The organism is Pseudomonas sp. PHC1 (assembly GCF_046487845.1).
Lineage (GTDB): Bacteria > Pseudomonadota > Gammaproteobacteria > Pseudomonadales > Pseudomonadaceae > Aquipseudomonas > Aquipseudomonas sputi.
Window position 1 is genome coordinate 51,602 of the sequence record NZ_JBJXHJ010000004.1, and the last position, 13,153, is coordinate 64,754.

The 13,153-nt window shown below is 59.6% G+C and carries 15 protein-coding genes; 9 read left to right on the plus strand and 6 right to left on the minus strand.

The window, feature by feature from the left end:
- The first annotated feature begins 6 nt into the window (after positions 1-6).
- The 3 genes from ACKJSM_RS07295 to ACKJSM_RS07305 all read left to right on the plus strand — a co-directional run bounded on the left by ACKJSM_RS07295 (position 7) and on the right by ACKJSM_RS07305 (position 2,946).
- Positions 7-1,968, plus strand: a complete 1,962-nt coding sequence (locus ACKJSM_RS07295; protein ID WP_410237092.1) for an acetyl/propionyl/methylcrotonyl-CoA carboxylase subunit alpha — start codon at positions 7-9, stop codon at positions 1,966-1,968.
- A 69-nt stretch (positions 1,969-2,037) separates the two neighbouring features.
- Positions 2,038-2,580 (plus strand): exonuclease domain-containing protein, encoded by a 543-nt coding sequence (locus ACKJSM_RS07300; RefSeq protein WP_236178094.1) that lies wholly within the window; start codon positions 2,038-2,040, stop codon positions 2,578-2,580.
- Between the two features lie 81 nt (positions 2,581-2,661).
- The gene (locus ACKJSM_RS07305; RefSeq protein WP_007940055.1) at positions 2,662-2,946 is read left to right on the plus strand and encodes a pyrimidine/purine nucleoside phosphorylase; all 285 of its coding nucleotides are present in this window, start codon (positions 2,662-2,664) and stop codon (positions 2,944-2,946) included.
- Between the two features lie 70 nt (positions 2,947-3,016).
- Here ACKJSM_RS07305 and ACKJSM_RS07310 read toward each other — a convergent pair whose 3' ends face one another.
- Complete coding sequence (locus ACKJSM_RS07310) at positions 3,017-3,823, minus strand: MOSC domain-containing protein (RefSeq protein WP_410237093.1); 807 nt, start codon at positions 3,821-3,823, stop codon at positions 3,017-3,019.
- A gap of 90 nt (positions 3,824-3,913) precedes the next feature.
- The gene (locus ACKJSM_RS07315) at positions 3,914-4,849 is read right to left on the minus strand and encodes a chemotaxis protein CheV (protein WP_003226705.1); all 936 of its coding nucleotides are present in this window, start codon (positions 4,847-4,849) and stop codon (positions 3,914-3,916) included.
- A 452-nt stretch (positions 4,850-5,301) separates the two neighbouring features.
- Here ACKJSM_RS07315 and ACKJSM_RS07320 point away from each other — a divergent pair, with 452 nt between their 5' ends.
- The 3 genes from ACKJSM_RS07320 (at position 5,302) to ACKJSM_RS07330 (ending at position 7,805) form a co-directional block, all read left to right on the plus strand.
- Positions 5,302-5,772, plus strand: a complete 471-nt coding sequence (locus tag ACKJSM_RS07320; protein ID WP_236178092.1) for a hypothetical protein — start codon at positions 5,302-5,304, stop codon at positions 5,770-5,772.
- 483 nt (positions 5,773-6,255) lie between these two features.
- Positions 6,256-7,149, plus strand: a complete 894-nt coding sequence (locus ACKJSM_RS07325; protein WP_236178112.1) for a sensor histidine kinase — start codon at positions 6,256-6,258, stop codon at positions 7,147-7,149.
- Positions 7,146-7,805, plus strand: coding sequence for a response regulator transcription factor (locus ACKJSM_RS07330; protein WP_236178091.1), 660 nt, complete (start codon positions 7,146-7,148; stop codon positions 7,803-7,805). Before ACKJSM_RS07325 ends, ACKJSM_RS07330 begins: the two co-directional genes overlap by 4 nt.
- On the opposite strand, the gene yegS is transcribed toward ACKJSM_RS07330, so the two are convergent.
- Positions 7,789-8,706, minus strand: a complete 918-nt coding sequence (yegS, locus tag ACKJSM_RS07335) for a lipid kinase YegS (RefSeq protein WP_236178090.1) — start codon at positions 8,704-8,706, stop codon at positions 7,789-7,791. The two genes, ACKJSM_RS07330 and yegS, sit on opposite strands and share 17 nt — an antisense overlap.
- 313 nt (positions 8,707-9,019) lie before the next feature.
- Here yegS and ACKJSM_RS07340 point away from each other — a divergent pair, with 313 nt between their 5' ends.
- A complete protein-coding gene (locus tag ACKJSM_RS07340) occupies positions 9,020-9,328 on the plus strand; it encodes a hypothetical protein (RefSeq protein ID WP_236178089.1) in 309 nt (102 codons plus the stop codon).
- A 56-nt stretch (positions 9,329-9,384) separates the two neighbouring features.
- On the opposite strand, the gene glp is transcribed toward ACKJSM_RS07340, so the two are convergent.
- Positions 9,385-10,611, minus strand: coding sequence for a gephyrin-like molybdotransferase Glp (gene glp / locus ACKJSM_RS07345; protein ID WP_410237094.1), 1,227 nt, complete (start codon positions 10,609-10,611; stop codon positions 9,385-9,387).
- Positions 10,595-11,134: a molybdenum cofactor biosynthesis protein B gene (moaB, locus tag ACKJSM_RS07350; RefSeq protein WP_236178087.1), complete on the minus strand. Its 540-nt coding sequence runs from the start codon at positions 11,132-11,134 to the stop codon at positions 10,595-10,597. The genes glp and moaB overlap by 17 nt, the downstream gene beginning before the upstream one ends.
- An 81-nt stretch (positions 11,135-11,215) precedes the next feature.
- On the opposite strand from moaB, the gene mobA reads away from it, so the two are divergent.
- Together mobA and ACKJSM_RS07360 are read left to right on the plus strand one after the other, a co-directional pair.
- Entirely contained in the window at positions 11,216-11,818 is a 603-nt protein-coding gene (gene mobA, locus ACKJSM_RS07355; RefSeq protein ID WP_236178086.1) for a molybdenum cofactor guanylyltransferase MobA, read from the plus strand.
- A gap of 78 nt (positions 11,819-11,896) precedes the next feature.
- Entirely contained in the window at positions 11,897-12,118 is a 222-nt protein-coding gene (locus ACKJSM_RS07360) for a YgdI/YgdR family lipoprotein (RefSeq protein ID WP_039770418.1), read from the plus strand.
- Positions 12,119-12,201: 83 nt separating this feature from the next.
- On the opposite strand, the gene ACKJSM_RS07365 is transcribed toward ACKJSM_RS07360, so the two are convergent.
- Positions 12,202-13,095, minus strand: coding sequence for a pseudouridine synthase (locus ACKJSM_RS07365; RefSeq protein WP_236178085.1), 894 nt, complete (start codon positions 13,093-13,095; stop codon positions 12,202-12,204).
- Positions 13,096-13,153: the final 58 nt, after the last annotated feature.

Here is a 13,153-nt window from a genome sequence, read left to right on the forward strand (position 1 = left end):
ACCGCCATGCCCGCCTTTCACAAAATCCTGATCGCCAACCGCGGTGAAATCGCCTGCCGCATCCAGCGCACCGCCCAGGCGCTCGGTTATCGCACGGTCGCCGTTTTCAGCGACGCCGACGCCGATGCGCTGCATGTCCAAATGGCGGATGAGGCTGTGAACATCGGCCCTGCACCGGTGCAACAGTCCTACCTGAACATCCCGGGGATCCTCGACGCTGCTCGGCGCAGCGGTGCCGATGCCATCCACCCCGGCTATGGTTTTCTCTCGGAAAATGCCGACTTCGCCCGCGCCTGCGAACAGGCCGGCCTGACGTTCATCGGCCCCAGCGTCGAAGCCATCGAACTGATGGGCAGCAAACGCCAGTCGAAAATCGCCATGCTCGCTGCCGGCGTCCCATGCATCGCCGGCTATCAAGGCGCCGAGCAGGACGACGAGACCCTGACCCGTGAAGCCGAGCGCATCGGTTACCCGTTGATGATCAAGGCCAGCGCCGGCGGTGGCGGGCGCGGCATGCGTCTGGTGCACAGCGCCGAGGAACTGCCGGCGCAATTGCGCACGGCCCGCTCCGAAGCCTTGAACGGTTTCGGTAGCGACGAACTGATCCTCGAACAGGCGTTGATCGAGCCGCGTCATGTCGAGGTGCAACTGTTCGGCGATCACCACGGCAACCTGATCTACCTCGGCGAGCGCGACTGTTCGATACAGCGTCGCCACCAGAAAGTCATCGAAGAAGCGCCGTGCCCGGTGATGACCGAAGACCTGCGTCAGGCGATGGGCGAAGCGGCGCTCAAGGCCGGGCGTGCGGTGAACTACGTCGGCGCCGGCACCGTGGAGTTTTTGCTTGATGCCAATGGCCGATTCTACTTTCTGGAGATGAACACCCGGTTGCAGGTCGAGCATCCGGTGACTGAACTGATTACCGGGCTGGATCTGGTGGCGTGGCAGCTGTCGGTCGCCGAAGGCCAGCCGCTGCCGCTGACCCAGGCGCAGGTGAAACTCGATGGCCACGCGATGGAAGTGCGCCTCTACGCCGAAGATCCGGCCCAGGGTTTTCTTCCGCAGACCGGACGTATCGAAGCCTGGGCGCCGGCACTGGATCGCGGCGCGCGGGTCGATCACGGCCTGATCGAAGGCCAGTCGATCTCAGCGTTCTACGACCCGATGCTCGGCAAACTGATCGCCCACGGCGCAACCCGTGAAGAGGCCCGGCGCAAGCTGCTGCGCGCCGTGCAGGACAGCGTGTTGCTGGGTGTACAGAGCAATCAGCGGCTGCTCGCCAGCCTGTTGCAGCATCCGCAGTTCATCCGCGGGGAATTCGGCACTGGTTTCATCCCGCAGTACTTCGCTGATCACGACTGCCTGCGCGACTATTCGCCCAGTGCCGAAGAACTGGCCATCGCAGCGGTGCTGTTTTACCAATCCGCCGCACAGCGACACCGCGCGCCGTTGTCCGGATGGCGCAACAACGCTGGCGCGCCGTTGTTCTATCGCATAGGCCTCGACGCTCGCGACTGGAACGTGCACCTTCGCACCCATCCGAATAACACGTTTGAGGTGCAGGTCGTCGAACGCATCATCGAACTCAAACGGGTCGAGCACACCGCCGGGGCTGTGACGCTGGAAATCGATGGCCTGCGCCAGCGCCATGCCTATCGTCTGCGCGACGACCGGCTCTGGCTGTTCACCCGTCCAGGCAGCCTGCCTCTGGAGGATCGAACTCACGCGGTGATCGACAGTCAGACCAGCGTCAGTTCCGGCACGTTGAAAGCCCCGATGGATGGCGCCATCATCGATGTGCTCGTCAGCGAGGGCAGCCCGGTCAGCAAGGGGCAGCTGCTGGTGGTGCTGGAAGCGATGAAAATGGAGCACCCGCTCAAGGCCGGCATCGATGGCGTGCTCAAGCGGGTGCAGGTCAAGGTCGGCGATCAGGTGAAAAATCGTCAGGTTCTGTTGCAGGTCGAGTAGTCACCGCGCGCATCCGCAAGGTTTGACTACGCTCTGAATAATCAGGACGCGGAAATCAGGAACCCTGCGATGCCCCATTGGCTGGTCATAGATCTGGAAGCCACCACCGATGAGGGTGGCTGGCCGGTTACGGAAATGGAGATCATCGAGATCGGCGCGACCCTGGTGGATCGCGCCGGGCGCGAGCAGGATCACTTTCAGCGCTTCGTCAAACCGACGCGGCGTCCCTTGTTGACGTCCTTTTGCCGGGAACTCACGCACATCACCCAGGCCAGCATTGACGCGGCGCAGCCGTTGAGCGACGTCTGGCCGGCCTTCGAGCGCTGGCTTGGCCAGCACCAGACACGCCTGGAAGGCTGGGCCAGCTGGGGCGATTACGACCGCAAGCAGTTGCTTCAGGAATGGCAACGCCTGCAACTCGACAGCGCGCTAAGCCGGGTGCCGCACATGAACCTCAAACAGCGTTTTGCCAAGGCCCGCCGCCTCGAACGGCCTCTGGGCCTCAATGGCGCGTTGCAACTGGCGGGGATGCAATTCAGCGGTCAGCAGCACCGAGCGCTGGAAGATGCGCGCAATACCGCACGCCTGCTGCCGCTGGTTTTGCCGCTCTAGACAGATGACGACGCCCGGAGCCTTGTGCATACTGGTCGGCCCTTTTTAACCCTTTTAAGCCCTTTTCGAGAGGAATCGCCCATGTTCAAAGTCAACGAGTACTTCGACGGCACCGTCAAGTCGATCGCTTTTGGCACTGCTGAAGGCCCTGCGACCATCGGCGTCATGGCCCCGGGCGAATACGAATTCGGCACCAGCCAGCGTGAAATCATGCACGTGGTTTCGGGCGCCTTGACCGTCAAACTGCCGGACAGCAGCGACTGGGAAACCTTCGCCGCCGGCAGCCAGTTCAACGTGCCAGCCAACAGCAAGTTCCAGCTTAAGGTCGCCGTCGACACCGCTTACCTGTGCGAATACCGCGGCTGAAACCCCGGTTTCCTGCGGTCATGAAAAATGCCCGTGTCCAAGGACACGGGCATTTTTCGTTTCTGGCGGGTTATTCGAGGATTTCCACCGGCATGCCGACTTCAAGCCGGCCGTTGCTGTCGTTAACCAGATTCTGGCCGAACATCGCGCCGTCCGCCTGGGCGCGGGTCTTTTGCAGGGTTGCCAGTGGTTCGCGGTCGGCGCTGCGCTCACCGGTCTTCGGATCGATCGTGGTCAGAATGCACCGCGAGCAGGACTTGACCACCCGGAACTCGACATCGCCGATACGAATCCGCTTCCAGCCATCCTCGGCATATGCCTCGCTGCCTTCGATCACCAGATTCGGCCGGAACCGCAGCATGTCCAGAGGCCGACCGACTGCCTGCGACAGGTGTTGCAGCGATGCCTCGCCAATCAGCAGCAATGGGAAGCCGTCGGCGAACGCCACCTGATCGTCATCGTTGCCGTACCCGGCCTGAGTCGTACGGGCGCGATCCAGCGGCACTTGTACCAGTCGGGTTGGCTTGCCGATGAAATCGCTGACCCAGCGGGCCGCCTCTTCACCGGCATCCGGTACGCGCAAGGTATCGCGCCAGATGGTCACGCCACGCAGATCGTCGTCGCTGCCGGGCAAGGCAACATCGATTGCCGAATGCCCCGGCGCGCTGAGCGTCAGACCGCCGCTGGCATTCCACAGCGCCGACAGCTGGCTCATCTTCGCTTCGGCACGCTGGGTCAGGAATCGCCCGCTGGCCTCATCCACCAGCATCCAGCGTCGGTCGCCCTCAAGCCCCAGCTTGTCCAGTCCGATCCCTTGCAGGACCTCGCCCCTGGCGGATTTCAACGGGTAACGATAAAGCGCGCTCAGACGCAGCATGGCCAGCTCCCTGGTGGGTCAAAAACGCCACCCTATACGAGCTTTGTCAGCGAATCAAAGGCTGACGCAGGGTCAGCCTCGACAGGTTGATCAGGCCGGCACTTCGTCAAGCATCAGACGCTGGCGCACTACATCGACCAGTTTGTCCGGCTGGAATTTGGAGAGGAAGTTGTCGCACCCGACCTTCTTCACCATCGAGTCGTTGAAACTGCCGGAGAGCGAAGTGTGCAACACCACGTACAAGCCCCGCAGGCGCGGGTCGTTGCGGATTTCGGTGGTCAGGCGATAGCCGTCCATTTCCGGCATTTCGGCGTCGGTGAACACCATCAGCAGTTTGTCGGTCATGTTCACCCCGGTGTCCGCCCAGGCCTTGAGCATGTTCAGGGCTTTCAGGCCGTCACTGGCGATGTGCATCTTCACGCCCAACTGGCCGAGGGTGTCGCGCAATTGCGAGAGCGCCACGTTGGAGTCGTCCACCAGCAACACTTCGCGGCCACGGGCGCGTTCCAGCACCGGATCGTCCAGTTTGTCCCGGGAGACTTTGGCGTTGTACGGAACGATTTCGGCGAGGACTTTCTCGACGTCGATGATTTCCACCAGTTGATCGTCGACCTTGCTGATCGCCGTCAGGTAATGCTGGCGACCGGCGCTGGTCGGCGGCGGCAGGATGGCTTCCCAGTTCATGTTGACGATGCGGTCCACGCCACCGACGAGGAATGCCTGCACCGAGCGGTTGTACTCGGTGACGATGATCGTGCTGTTCGGGCCCGGCACCAACGGCCGCATGCCGATCGCCTGGGACAGGTCGATCACCGGCAGCGTCTGGCCGCGCAGGTTGACCACACCGCAGACAAACGGGTGACGCTGGGGCATCAAAGTCAGTTTCGGCAGTTGCAGGACTTCCTGCACCTTGAACACGTTGATCGCGAACAATTGGCGCCCGGCCAGTCGAAACATGAGAATTTCCAGGCGATTCTCACCCACCAGTTGCGTGCGTTGGTCTACCGTGTCGAGAATGCCGGCCATCAATGACTCCTGGGCTTGTTCTGATGAATTCACTATTGGGGGTTATCGGCTGAATCTGGCGGATCTTGATCCCGTCACAAATCACCAACACAATGCCATGAGCAGGCATTGATGTCACATTAACATCATGCTTTACTGGCCCGGTGAAATCATCTGCTACATTCTCTTCGGCGCGACCCCGATTTGCGCCACAGGTTCCCGTGTCTAAGGGAATCCCCTAGTAACAATCAGGCCCAACCTGATGTTCGCGATATCCAATAGCCATTAATGTGACGCCATTCTCATTGCATGAACGGAGTCAGGCTATTGTGTGCGATCGCAGTTCAGTGGAAACACATCCTCTTGAAACCCCAGGTCTGTGCCAATGCACACCGGGGCGCGGTCCCGCGACGGTTCATGATCGTCGACACACACGGCATTCCCTCATCAGACGTGACGTGGTGGAGATAAGCATGCCGAACGACCGAAGTGACTGGGCGCAGCGGTTTCCTGAATTCCTTGTCGAAGCTGAAACGCTCCTGGCCAAGACTGAAGAATGCCTCAGCCATCTGCAACTGATCAGCAATGACAGGGACGCCATCGACTGCATGCTCAGCACCCTCCTCAAGCTGGCGAACAAGGCCGATGCCCTGGCGCTGGAGGCGGTGTCCGAATTCTCCCTGCACCTGCATGGCCTGCTCGCCCAGGTGCAGGATCACGTGGATCTGCATGCGCAGGCCCTGGAAGCACTGAAAGACTGCTTCACCCTGATGGCCTGGCAACTGGAATTGATTGACCCGAGCACTGGCCAATTGGGCCTGGATGAAAGCGAACAGGTGTCGCTCATTGAAGCCTTCGCCTGCCAGGTCGGGCAGACTCACTTTCAATTGCCGCTCAATGGCAAGCCGATGTCCCTCGTAACCTGGTCGGAGCACCAGGCATAACCGGGCCTGCCGTGGGCTGTACGGGCCCGTCATTTTTCGTCGTCGATTGTCGCAATTGAATAGTTCATGCCTGCCCGCGACACCTTCCACTAAATAATTACTTGCGATGAGTGCTGACTGTCCTCTGCCGTTGTCAGGGTTTTCCTGTGCAAAAGAAAACTTGCAGCTGCATCGATAATTATCGAGTCGGGTATTTCAACTTTCCCATTATGGAACCTTCGTCCAACATGACGTGTTTCCTGACTCTTTGGACATATAGGGCAAACGCGACCAACGGTATGTTAAGTGGTATTATGCCGCCCGTTAGTTGTTTCAATTAATGGCATTGTGACTTCAATGATCGGTCTCCACCGAAGTTGGCGCTCAATTATCGATCACTGAACCGTTTTGAAATCAACAACCTGAATGAACGTTTTCCAGACAGAGACCGCCAGCCCTTCTGACCGGTCTGCCCGCAGCGAACATCCATTGGCTCCATCCGCTATGTACGCCAGCCTCAAGTCAATCACCACATGGCCTCCCTCCCGCGAAAATGCCCGCAGGCTCACGCTCCTGCTGTGTACAGGCTCGGCGGTGGGCAGTCTGTTGACCTATGGATTGTCCGCGCAGCTGTCGCTCGGCCTGCTGCTGATCAACGTGGCGGCTGCCGGCTGCGTCTGGACACGACATCGTCTGTCGCGCAAATCCATCAAATTCCAGCCTCAGGAACTGGCCGACCGTTTGCTGGAGGTCCAGGAAAACGAGCGCCATCGTCTGAGCCGCGAGCTGCATGACGATATCGGCCAACTGCTGACCGCCGCCAAGCTGCAAAGCGAATGGCTCAAGCGTCGCCTGCCCGCGGATATGCAGGAACACTGTTCGGTACTTTGCGAGACTCTGGACGAAACCCTCAACAAGGTGCGCGACGTCTCGGCCATTCTCAACCCGCGGCAATTGACCAGCCTTGGTCTGGAAGCGAGTCTGCGTGCGCACCTGCTCAAGGTACTGACCAATACGTCGGTGCACTGGAGTCTGGACTGCCAGCAGCGCCTGAATGGGATCCCCGAAGAAATGGCCGTCGCCGCCTTTCGCATCACCCAGGAAGCGGTCACCAACATCCTTCGCCATGCACAGGCCCAGAACCTGTTGATCCGCGTACAACGCCTGCCGCAAGGCTTGACCCTGCTGATCAGCGATGATGGCCTGGGCTTTTCCCCGTCGGCGAACCCCGGCCGCGAAGGACAGCGGGGCATGGCTGGAATGGCCGAGCGCATCGAACAACTGGGCGGCACTCTGAGCGTGACCAGCGAGCCGGGCAAAGGTACTCAAATCGAAGCACTATTCCCCTGGGCGCCCCGTGCACTCGAGCGGGCCAGTACGAATAAGGTTATGCGTTGACTTGTAACTTACTTCTGGTGGATGACCACTCGCTGATCAGGGCCGGCGTGCGTGCCCTGGTGCTGGATATTCCCGGTTACGCGGTCATCGGCGAGGCCAATGATGGCTCCCAGCTGCTCGAAATGGTCGAGCTGCTGTCTCCCGATATCGTATTGCTGGACATTTCCATGAAAGAAACCGGCGGCCTGGAAGCCCTGCAACGGCTCAGGCGCGTACGCCCGCAGAGCAAAGTGCTGATTCTGTCGATGCACACCGACCCCGCGCTGATCATGCAGGCTCTGGAGTCCGGTGCGCACGGTTACCTGCTCAAGGACACCACGGCCACCGAGCTCGAACATGCACTCGAAGCCCTGCGCAACAACGAGCGCTACTTGAGCCCTGCCATCGCCCATACCGTGATCAATCAGGCGCTGACCCGCAACCTGAAACAACAGCCGGAAGTCACCGAGTCGCACAACCTGACGGCGCGTCAGCTGGAAATCCTGCGCCTGATCGTGCGCGGCAAGTCCACGCGGGAAATTGCCAATGGCCTGGGCTTGAGCATCAAGACCGTCGAAACCCACCGTTCGCAGATCATGAAACGCCTGCAGATCTACGACGTGGCGGGCCTGGTGCTGTTTGCCGTGCGGGAACAGATCATCAGTCTGGACGATTGAGCCTGGGGGCGGCGCCCAGCAGCGGCGAGTCCTTCGGCAAATGCACACGCAACGCCCCTGGCCGCGCCGCAAACCGCAGACTGTCGCCCTCCAGTGGTTCGCCGTCGAGATTGATGTAAAGCCCTTCGGCGAGCTTGATTTCAATCCATGGCAAACGGGCGCGTACAAACATGCTGTCAATACCGAAGCCGTCGCTGAGCAGATTCTTCAGCGTGCCAACCAGCTCCTGCGGCGCCGGCAGGATGCTGATGTCCAGAAGACCGTCGTCCACCAGCGCTTCAGGGCACAACACGTGTCCGCCGCCGGCCTGACGGCCATTGCCGATCCCCAGGGCCAGCAACTCGCCCTGCCAATGAAAATCCGGCCCCTGCAATTCGCCGTACGCGGCATGCAGTTCACTGAATCGCGTCAAACCGGTGAACAGATAGGCTGCGCCACCCAGGACCTTTTTCAAATCTTCCGACGTGTTGGCCGTGACCTGACTGCCGAAGCCTCCGGTCGCCATGTTCAGGAAGATCTGCCCGCCGACTTCCCCCAGATCAATGTCGTGGGCGGGCGCCTCAAGCAAATCCAGCGCCTCGGCCGGCTCCAGCGGAATAGCCGCCGCGCGGGAAAAATCGTTGGCAGTGCCCAGGGGCAGCAGCACCAGACTGGCCTTGCCCGGCTGAGCGGCCAGCGCTTCGGCGATGTCACGCAGAGTGCCATCCCCACCGCCAGCAATGATCTGACGGTATCCCGCTGCCAGCGCCTCCTCCACCAGTCGCTGAGCATCGCCAGCCTCCCAGGTCAGACGTACAGCCAGCTCCCAGCCTTGCTCTCGCTTGTTCTCGACAGCGGCACGAACCGCCTCGTTGAGTGCCTGCTTGCCATGCAGAATCAACAATGCCTTGCGTTCACTCATTGCGGTCACTCCGGAATCAAATCGGTACGGGACATCTTGACCCTCAGGACGGGTAAAAAAGTCGCACGCCTTCTGATTAATTGCTGAAGCTCGCCCTGCTCGTCCTACATGCCGGTACTTTTTCGTACAGAACGTAAGGAATCGGCTCAATTGACCCAGCCCGGCCATTGGTACAACGTGTGTCGGCGTCAGCGATCTTCAATTCAATTACACAAGGATGTGCATGTAATGAGTGGATACACTTTAAGGACTTTCGATTATTTGCATTTCGGCTTTTGCCAAGAGAATCCCATGGCAGCAGACGGACGTTTCCATGCAAAGCCATGAAGCAAGACAATCCGTGAGCCCAGTTGCCTCTCTCTCCGAAAGTCGCGCCAGTCTTAAAGACGAATTCAAATGCAGCGCCAGACATACTGGAGAAAACGATATGGAACCGCGTGTCACCGAGCTGGAAACTCACCTCAAGTACATTCGACGTGATTTGGACGAAGTCAGAGGTGACGTCAAGGCCATCAAGCATCGCCTCGCCTATTCGGCAGGCGCGACAGCGATGGTACTCGGACTGGTGGGCTGGGTTGCCAATAGCCGGTTCGATCAACTAGTCGCACTGATCAGCCGTTGAACGGCAGAAGGGCAGGCATCGTGCAACCACTGTGCCTGCCCCTCAAATACCTGCGATCAACCGAGAAGCTCGTTGAGTGGAATGAATGGCACCAGATCTCCCTCGGCCAGGACTCGTCCCTCCTGTACCTCCACCAATCCCTCGGCCCAGGCAGCGCTGCGCAGAACGCCCGAACTCTGGTTACGGTAGATAATCGCCCGCCCCTGCTCCAGGCGCCCTCGCAGAAACTCACGTCGATTACCGGCCTGAGGCCAGACAAAACCTGCGGGCACCGAAAACGTCAGCGGCTCGACATCCTGCACGCCCTGGCGACGTAACAGATAAGGGCGGGTCAATAAGGCAAAAGTCACCAGAGTCGAGGCCGGATTCCCCGGCAATCCAATCACCGGGACATCACGAAAATGCCCCACCGTTAGCGGCTTGCCGGGTTTGATTGCCAACTTCCAGAGTGTCAGCTCGCCTTCTTCCCTCAATGCGATCCCGAGGAAATCCGCTTCCCCGACCGATACGCCACCGGTCGACAGAATCAGGTCTACATCCTGCAGTTCCCCCAGTCGCGCGCGGGTAGTGGCCAAGTCATCAGGCAGAATGCCGGCATCTACCACTTCACAACCCAGACGTTGTAACCAACTGCACAACAACACCCGGTTGCTGTTGTAGATCTGTCCTGGCCCCAATGCCGTTCCCGGCTCGACCAACTCGTCCCCCGTTGACAGCACCGCCACACGAACCCGGCGAACCACCTCAAGCCCCGCGCAACCCAGCGATGCGGCCAACCCCTGTTCGATCGGACCAAGCCGGGTTCCGGCGGGCAAGACCAACTCACCGACAGTTGTTTCCTGGCCTTGCGGGCGAATGTTCTGCCCGGCCACCATCGTTTCGATGAACCTCACGCGCTCATCGGCATGAATCTCGACGTTTTCCTGCATTTCCACACAGTCGGCACCCTCAGGCACCGGCGCGCCGGTAAAGATACGGGCACAGGTGCCCGGTTTCAAAGACTCGGGCGCCTGTCCGGCGAAAATCTTCTGACTGACTGGCAGCGGCTCGCCGGTCCAGTCGGCCAGATTCAAGGCATATCCGTCCATGGCACTGTTCGGCCATGGCGGCAGGTCCAGTGTCGAAACCAGATCCTGCGCCAGCACTCGCCCCTGAACCTGCGCCAATGGCAAGTACTCGAACTCGACAATCCGCGAACCCTCGGCCATTTCCAGCAAACGCGCCAACGCCTCTTCAACAGGCATCAGGCTGCCGGTCTTGCCCGGCTTACCCACGGGATTCACAAGGCGCCGCCTGTTTCAAATGAGTGACGAAATTGCACGGGCGATGGCGGGAGTCCAGTTGCTCGGCGAGGATGCCATCCCAACCGGTGCGGACCGCATTGGTAGAACCTGGCAGGCAGCAGACCAGCGTGCCATTAGCCAGTCCCGCCAACGCCCGGGATTGCACGGTGGAGGTACCGATGTCGGCCACCGAGATCTGACGAAACAGCTCACCAAAACCATCAACCTGTTTGTCCAGCAGGCAGGCAACGGCCTCCGGGGTACTATCGCGACCAGTAAATCCGGTACCTCCGGTGATCAGCACGACTTGCACGACGTCTTCGGCAATCCAGTGCGCAACTTGCGCACGGATCTTGTAGAGGTCATCTTTGAGCAGCACTCGCTGCGCCAGATGATGGCCGGCGGCCGTCAGACGGTCGACGAAGACTTGGCCGGAGGTATCGGTTTCCAGGGTTCGGGTGTCGCTGACTGTCAACACTGCGATATTGAGCGGTGCGAAAGGTACATCAGCCTTGGCTTTCATAGGCTCGTCCAGTTGTAGGAGAAACAGCCCGGTGTTATATCACAGCCCCCCCTTTTTTCGCCGCCCCTGCGCAGAGCTGCCATGACTTCGAACACGCCATTACACCCCTGCTCCATTCTGTTGCTGGCCGGTGGACGCGGACAACGAATGGGCGGCCAGGACAAGGGGCTTGTGGAATGGCACGGTGAACCATTGATCGCACATCTGCATCGCAAGGTTCGGCCGTTGACAGATGATCTGATCATCTCCTGCAACCGCAATCGTGAACGCTATGCACCTTTCGCCGATCAGTTGGTGGCGGATGACCAGGAAGATTTTCCCGGCCCGTTGGCAGGTATTCGTGCCGGCTTGAAAGCCGCGCACCACACCCACCTGCTGGTACTGCCATGCGATGTCCCGCGCATCGATCTTGCGTTGCTGCACAGCATGCGCGAGACGGCCAGTCTGAATTCTGAAAAACCTTTAATGTTGCGACACGACAATCACTGGGAACCGCTGCTTTGCGTAATCCCCGTGGCACTCCTGCCCGTCTTCGAAAACGCCTGGAACGCTGGAGAACGCAGTCCCGGCCGGCTGATGCGCACTCTTGATGCCCAAGCCCTGGTTTGCCCTGACAACGATCCACGCCTGGCCAATCTCAACACCCCTGAACTGTTGAGTTCGCACAACACTGTGTCAGACTGACACCATTCAAGGAACTTGCACGCCTTGTATACGTCTCAAGCTCAGTAACCAAAAGAATTTCCCTTCGGAGACACACTCATGACTCAACGGACCCTCGCCACTTTCATGCTCGCACTGGGCCTCGCCACCCTCGCCGGTTGCGCTTCGCCAACAGTGATCACCTTGAATGACGGTCGCGAAATCCAGGCTGTCGACGCCCCCAAATATGATGAAGATTCGGGCTTCTACGAGTTCGAACAACTGGACGGCAAGCACACTCGCATCAACAAGGATCAGGTTCGTACTGTCAAAGAGCTTTAATTCTTCAGTTCGACACCCGATACAGAAAAGCCCGCAACATGCGGGCTTTTTCGTGCCTGACGGAAAATAGTCGATACCCGGGATCACCAGTCCAGCGTGATCCGGCTTTGAAACTCACGCGTCTGCCCCGTGAGCGGATCAATGAATCTCAACCCCTGCGCCAGGAGTTTGAGCGGATTGGCGTAGTCATCTTCAACGTCTTTGAGCACTTCAGGGTAAAACGGATCATTGCAGATACTCGCCCCCAGCGCCGTCATGTGTACCCGCAGTTGATGCTTCTTGCCGGTCACCGGAAAAAGACCGTAGCGCCAGAGTTCGCCGTTCTTTTCACGAACCTCTATGGCCGTTTCGGTGTTACTAACACCTGGACCTTCCTGCATGCGGAAAAACGGTTCGCCGTCGACCATGCGACTCTTGTGCACCAACGGAAAGTCCAGCCCGGGCAGCGCGGCCGCAATGGCTTCATAGCGTTTTTCAATCTGCCGTGTCGGGAACAGTGACTGATACGCCGATCGCGTCTGTGGGTTGGCCGAGAAAATCACCAGTCCGGCCGTATGTCGGTCAATCCGGTGCAGCGGCACCAGATGGGGGTTGTCCAGGCGCCGGATCAATCGACGAAGCAGCGTCTGTTCGACGTACTCGCCTGCCGGGGTCACCGGAAGGAAATGCGGCTTGTCGGCGACCACCAGATGATCGTCCGCATACAGAATCGACTCGACCACCGGAATCGGTTTTTCATCCGGCACTTCACGGAAGTAGTGAATGCGCAGCCCTTCCCTATAGGGCAAATCCGGCGCAATCGGCTGCCCCTGACCATCCAGCACCCGCCCCCGGGCAATCCGATCCAGCCATTGATCGCGCCCGATGGCACTGAAATGCTCACACAGGCAGTCGAGCACTGTCCGCCAACTGCCGGGGGGCAGATACAGCGTGCTGGCCTGATTCTGTGCGGCGGAAAATGTTGATGCGCTGGACATACGAAGAACTCGAACCTTCAAAGCAGAGCGGCATTATCCAACACCGGGCGCAGCAGAC

Excerpts from the sequence above, each read along its gene's own strand:
- moaB (WP_236178087.1), bottom strand. The coding sequence starts at position 11,134 with ATGAAAGCCAAGGCTGATGTACCTTTCGCACCGCTCAATATCGCAGTG.
- ACKJSM_RS07365 (WP_236178085.1), bottom strand. The coding sequence starts at position 13,095 with ATGTCCAGCGCATCAACATTTTCCGCCGCACAGAATCAGGCCAGCACG.
- mobA (WP_236178086.1), top strand. The coding sequence starts at position 11,216 with ATGACTTCGAACACGCCATTACACCCCTGCTCCATTCTGTTGCTGGCC.
- ACKJSM_RS07310 (WP_410237093.1), bottom strand. The coding sequence starts at position 3,823 with ATGCTGCGTCTGAGCGCGCTTTATCGTTACCCGTTGAAATCCGCCAGG.
- yegS (WP_236178090.1), bottom strand. The coding sequence starts at position 8,706 with ATGAGTGAACGCAAGGCATTGTTGATTCTGCATGGCAAGCAGGCACTC.
- ACKJSM_RS07340 (WP_236178089.1), top strand. The coding sequence starts at position 9,020 with ATGCAAAGCCATGAAGCAAGACAATCCGTGAGCCCAGTTGCCTCTCTC.
- ACKJSM_RS07320 (WP_236178092.1), top strand. The coding sequence starts at position 5,302 with ATGCCGAACGACCGAAGTGACTGGGCGCAGCGGTTTCCTGAATTCCTT.
- ACKJSM_RS07325 (WP_236178112.1), top strand. The coding sequence starts at position 6,256 with ATGTACGCCAGCCTCAAGTCAATCACCACATGGCCTCCCTCCCGCGAA.
- ACKJSM_RS07315 (WP_003226705.1), bottom strand. The coding sequence starts at position 4,849 with ATGGCCGGCATTCTCGACACGGTAGACCAACGCACGCAACTGGTGGGT.
- ACKJSM_RS07305 (WP_007940055.1), top strand. The coding sequence starts at position 2,662 with ATGTTCAAAGTCAACGAGTACTTCGACGGCACCGTCAAGTCGATCGCT.
- ACKJSM_RS07300 (WP_236178094.1), top strand. The coding sequence starts at position 2,038 with ATGCCCCATTGGCTGGTCATAGATCTGGAAGCCACCACCGATGAGGGT.
- ACKJSM_RS07295 (WP_410237092.1), top strand. The coding sequence starts at position 7 with ATGCCCGCCTTTCACAAAATCCTGATCGCCAACCGCGGTGAAATCGCC.
- ACKJSM_RS07360 (WP_039770418.1), top strand. The coding sequence starts at position 11,897 with ATGACTCAACGGACCCTCGCCACTTTCATGCTCGCACTGGGCCTCGCC.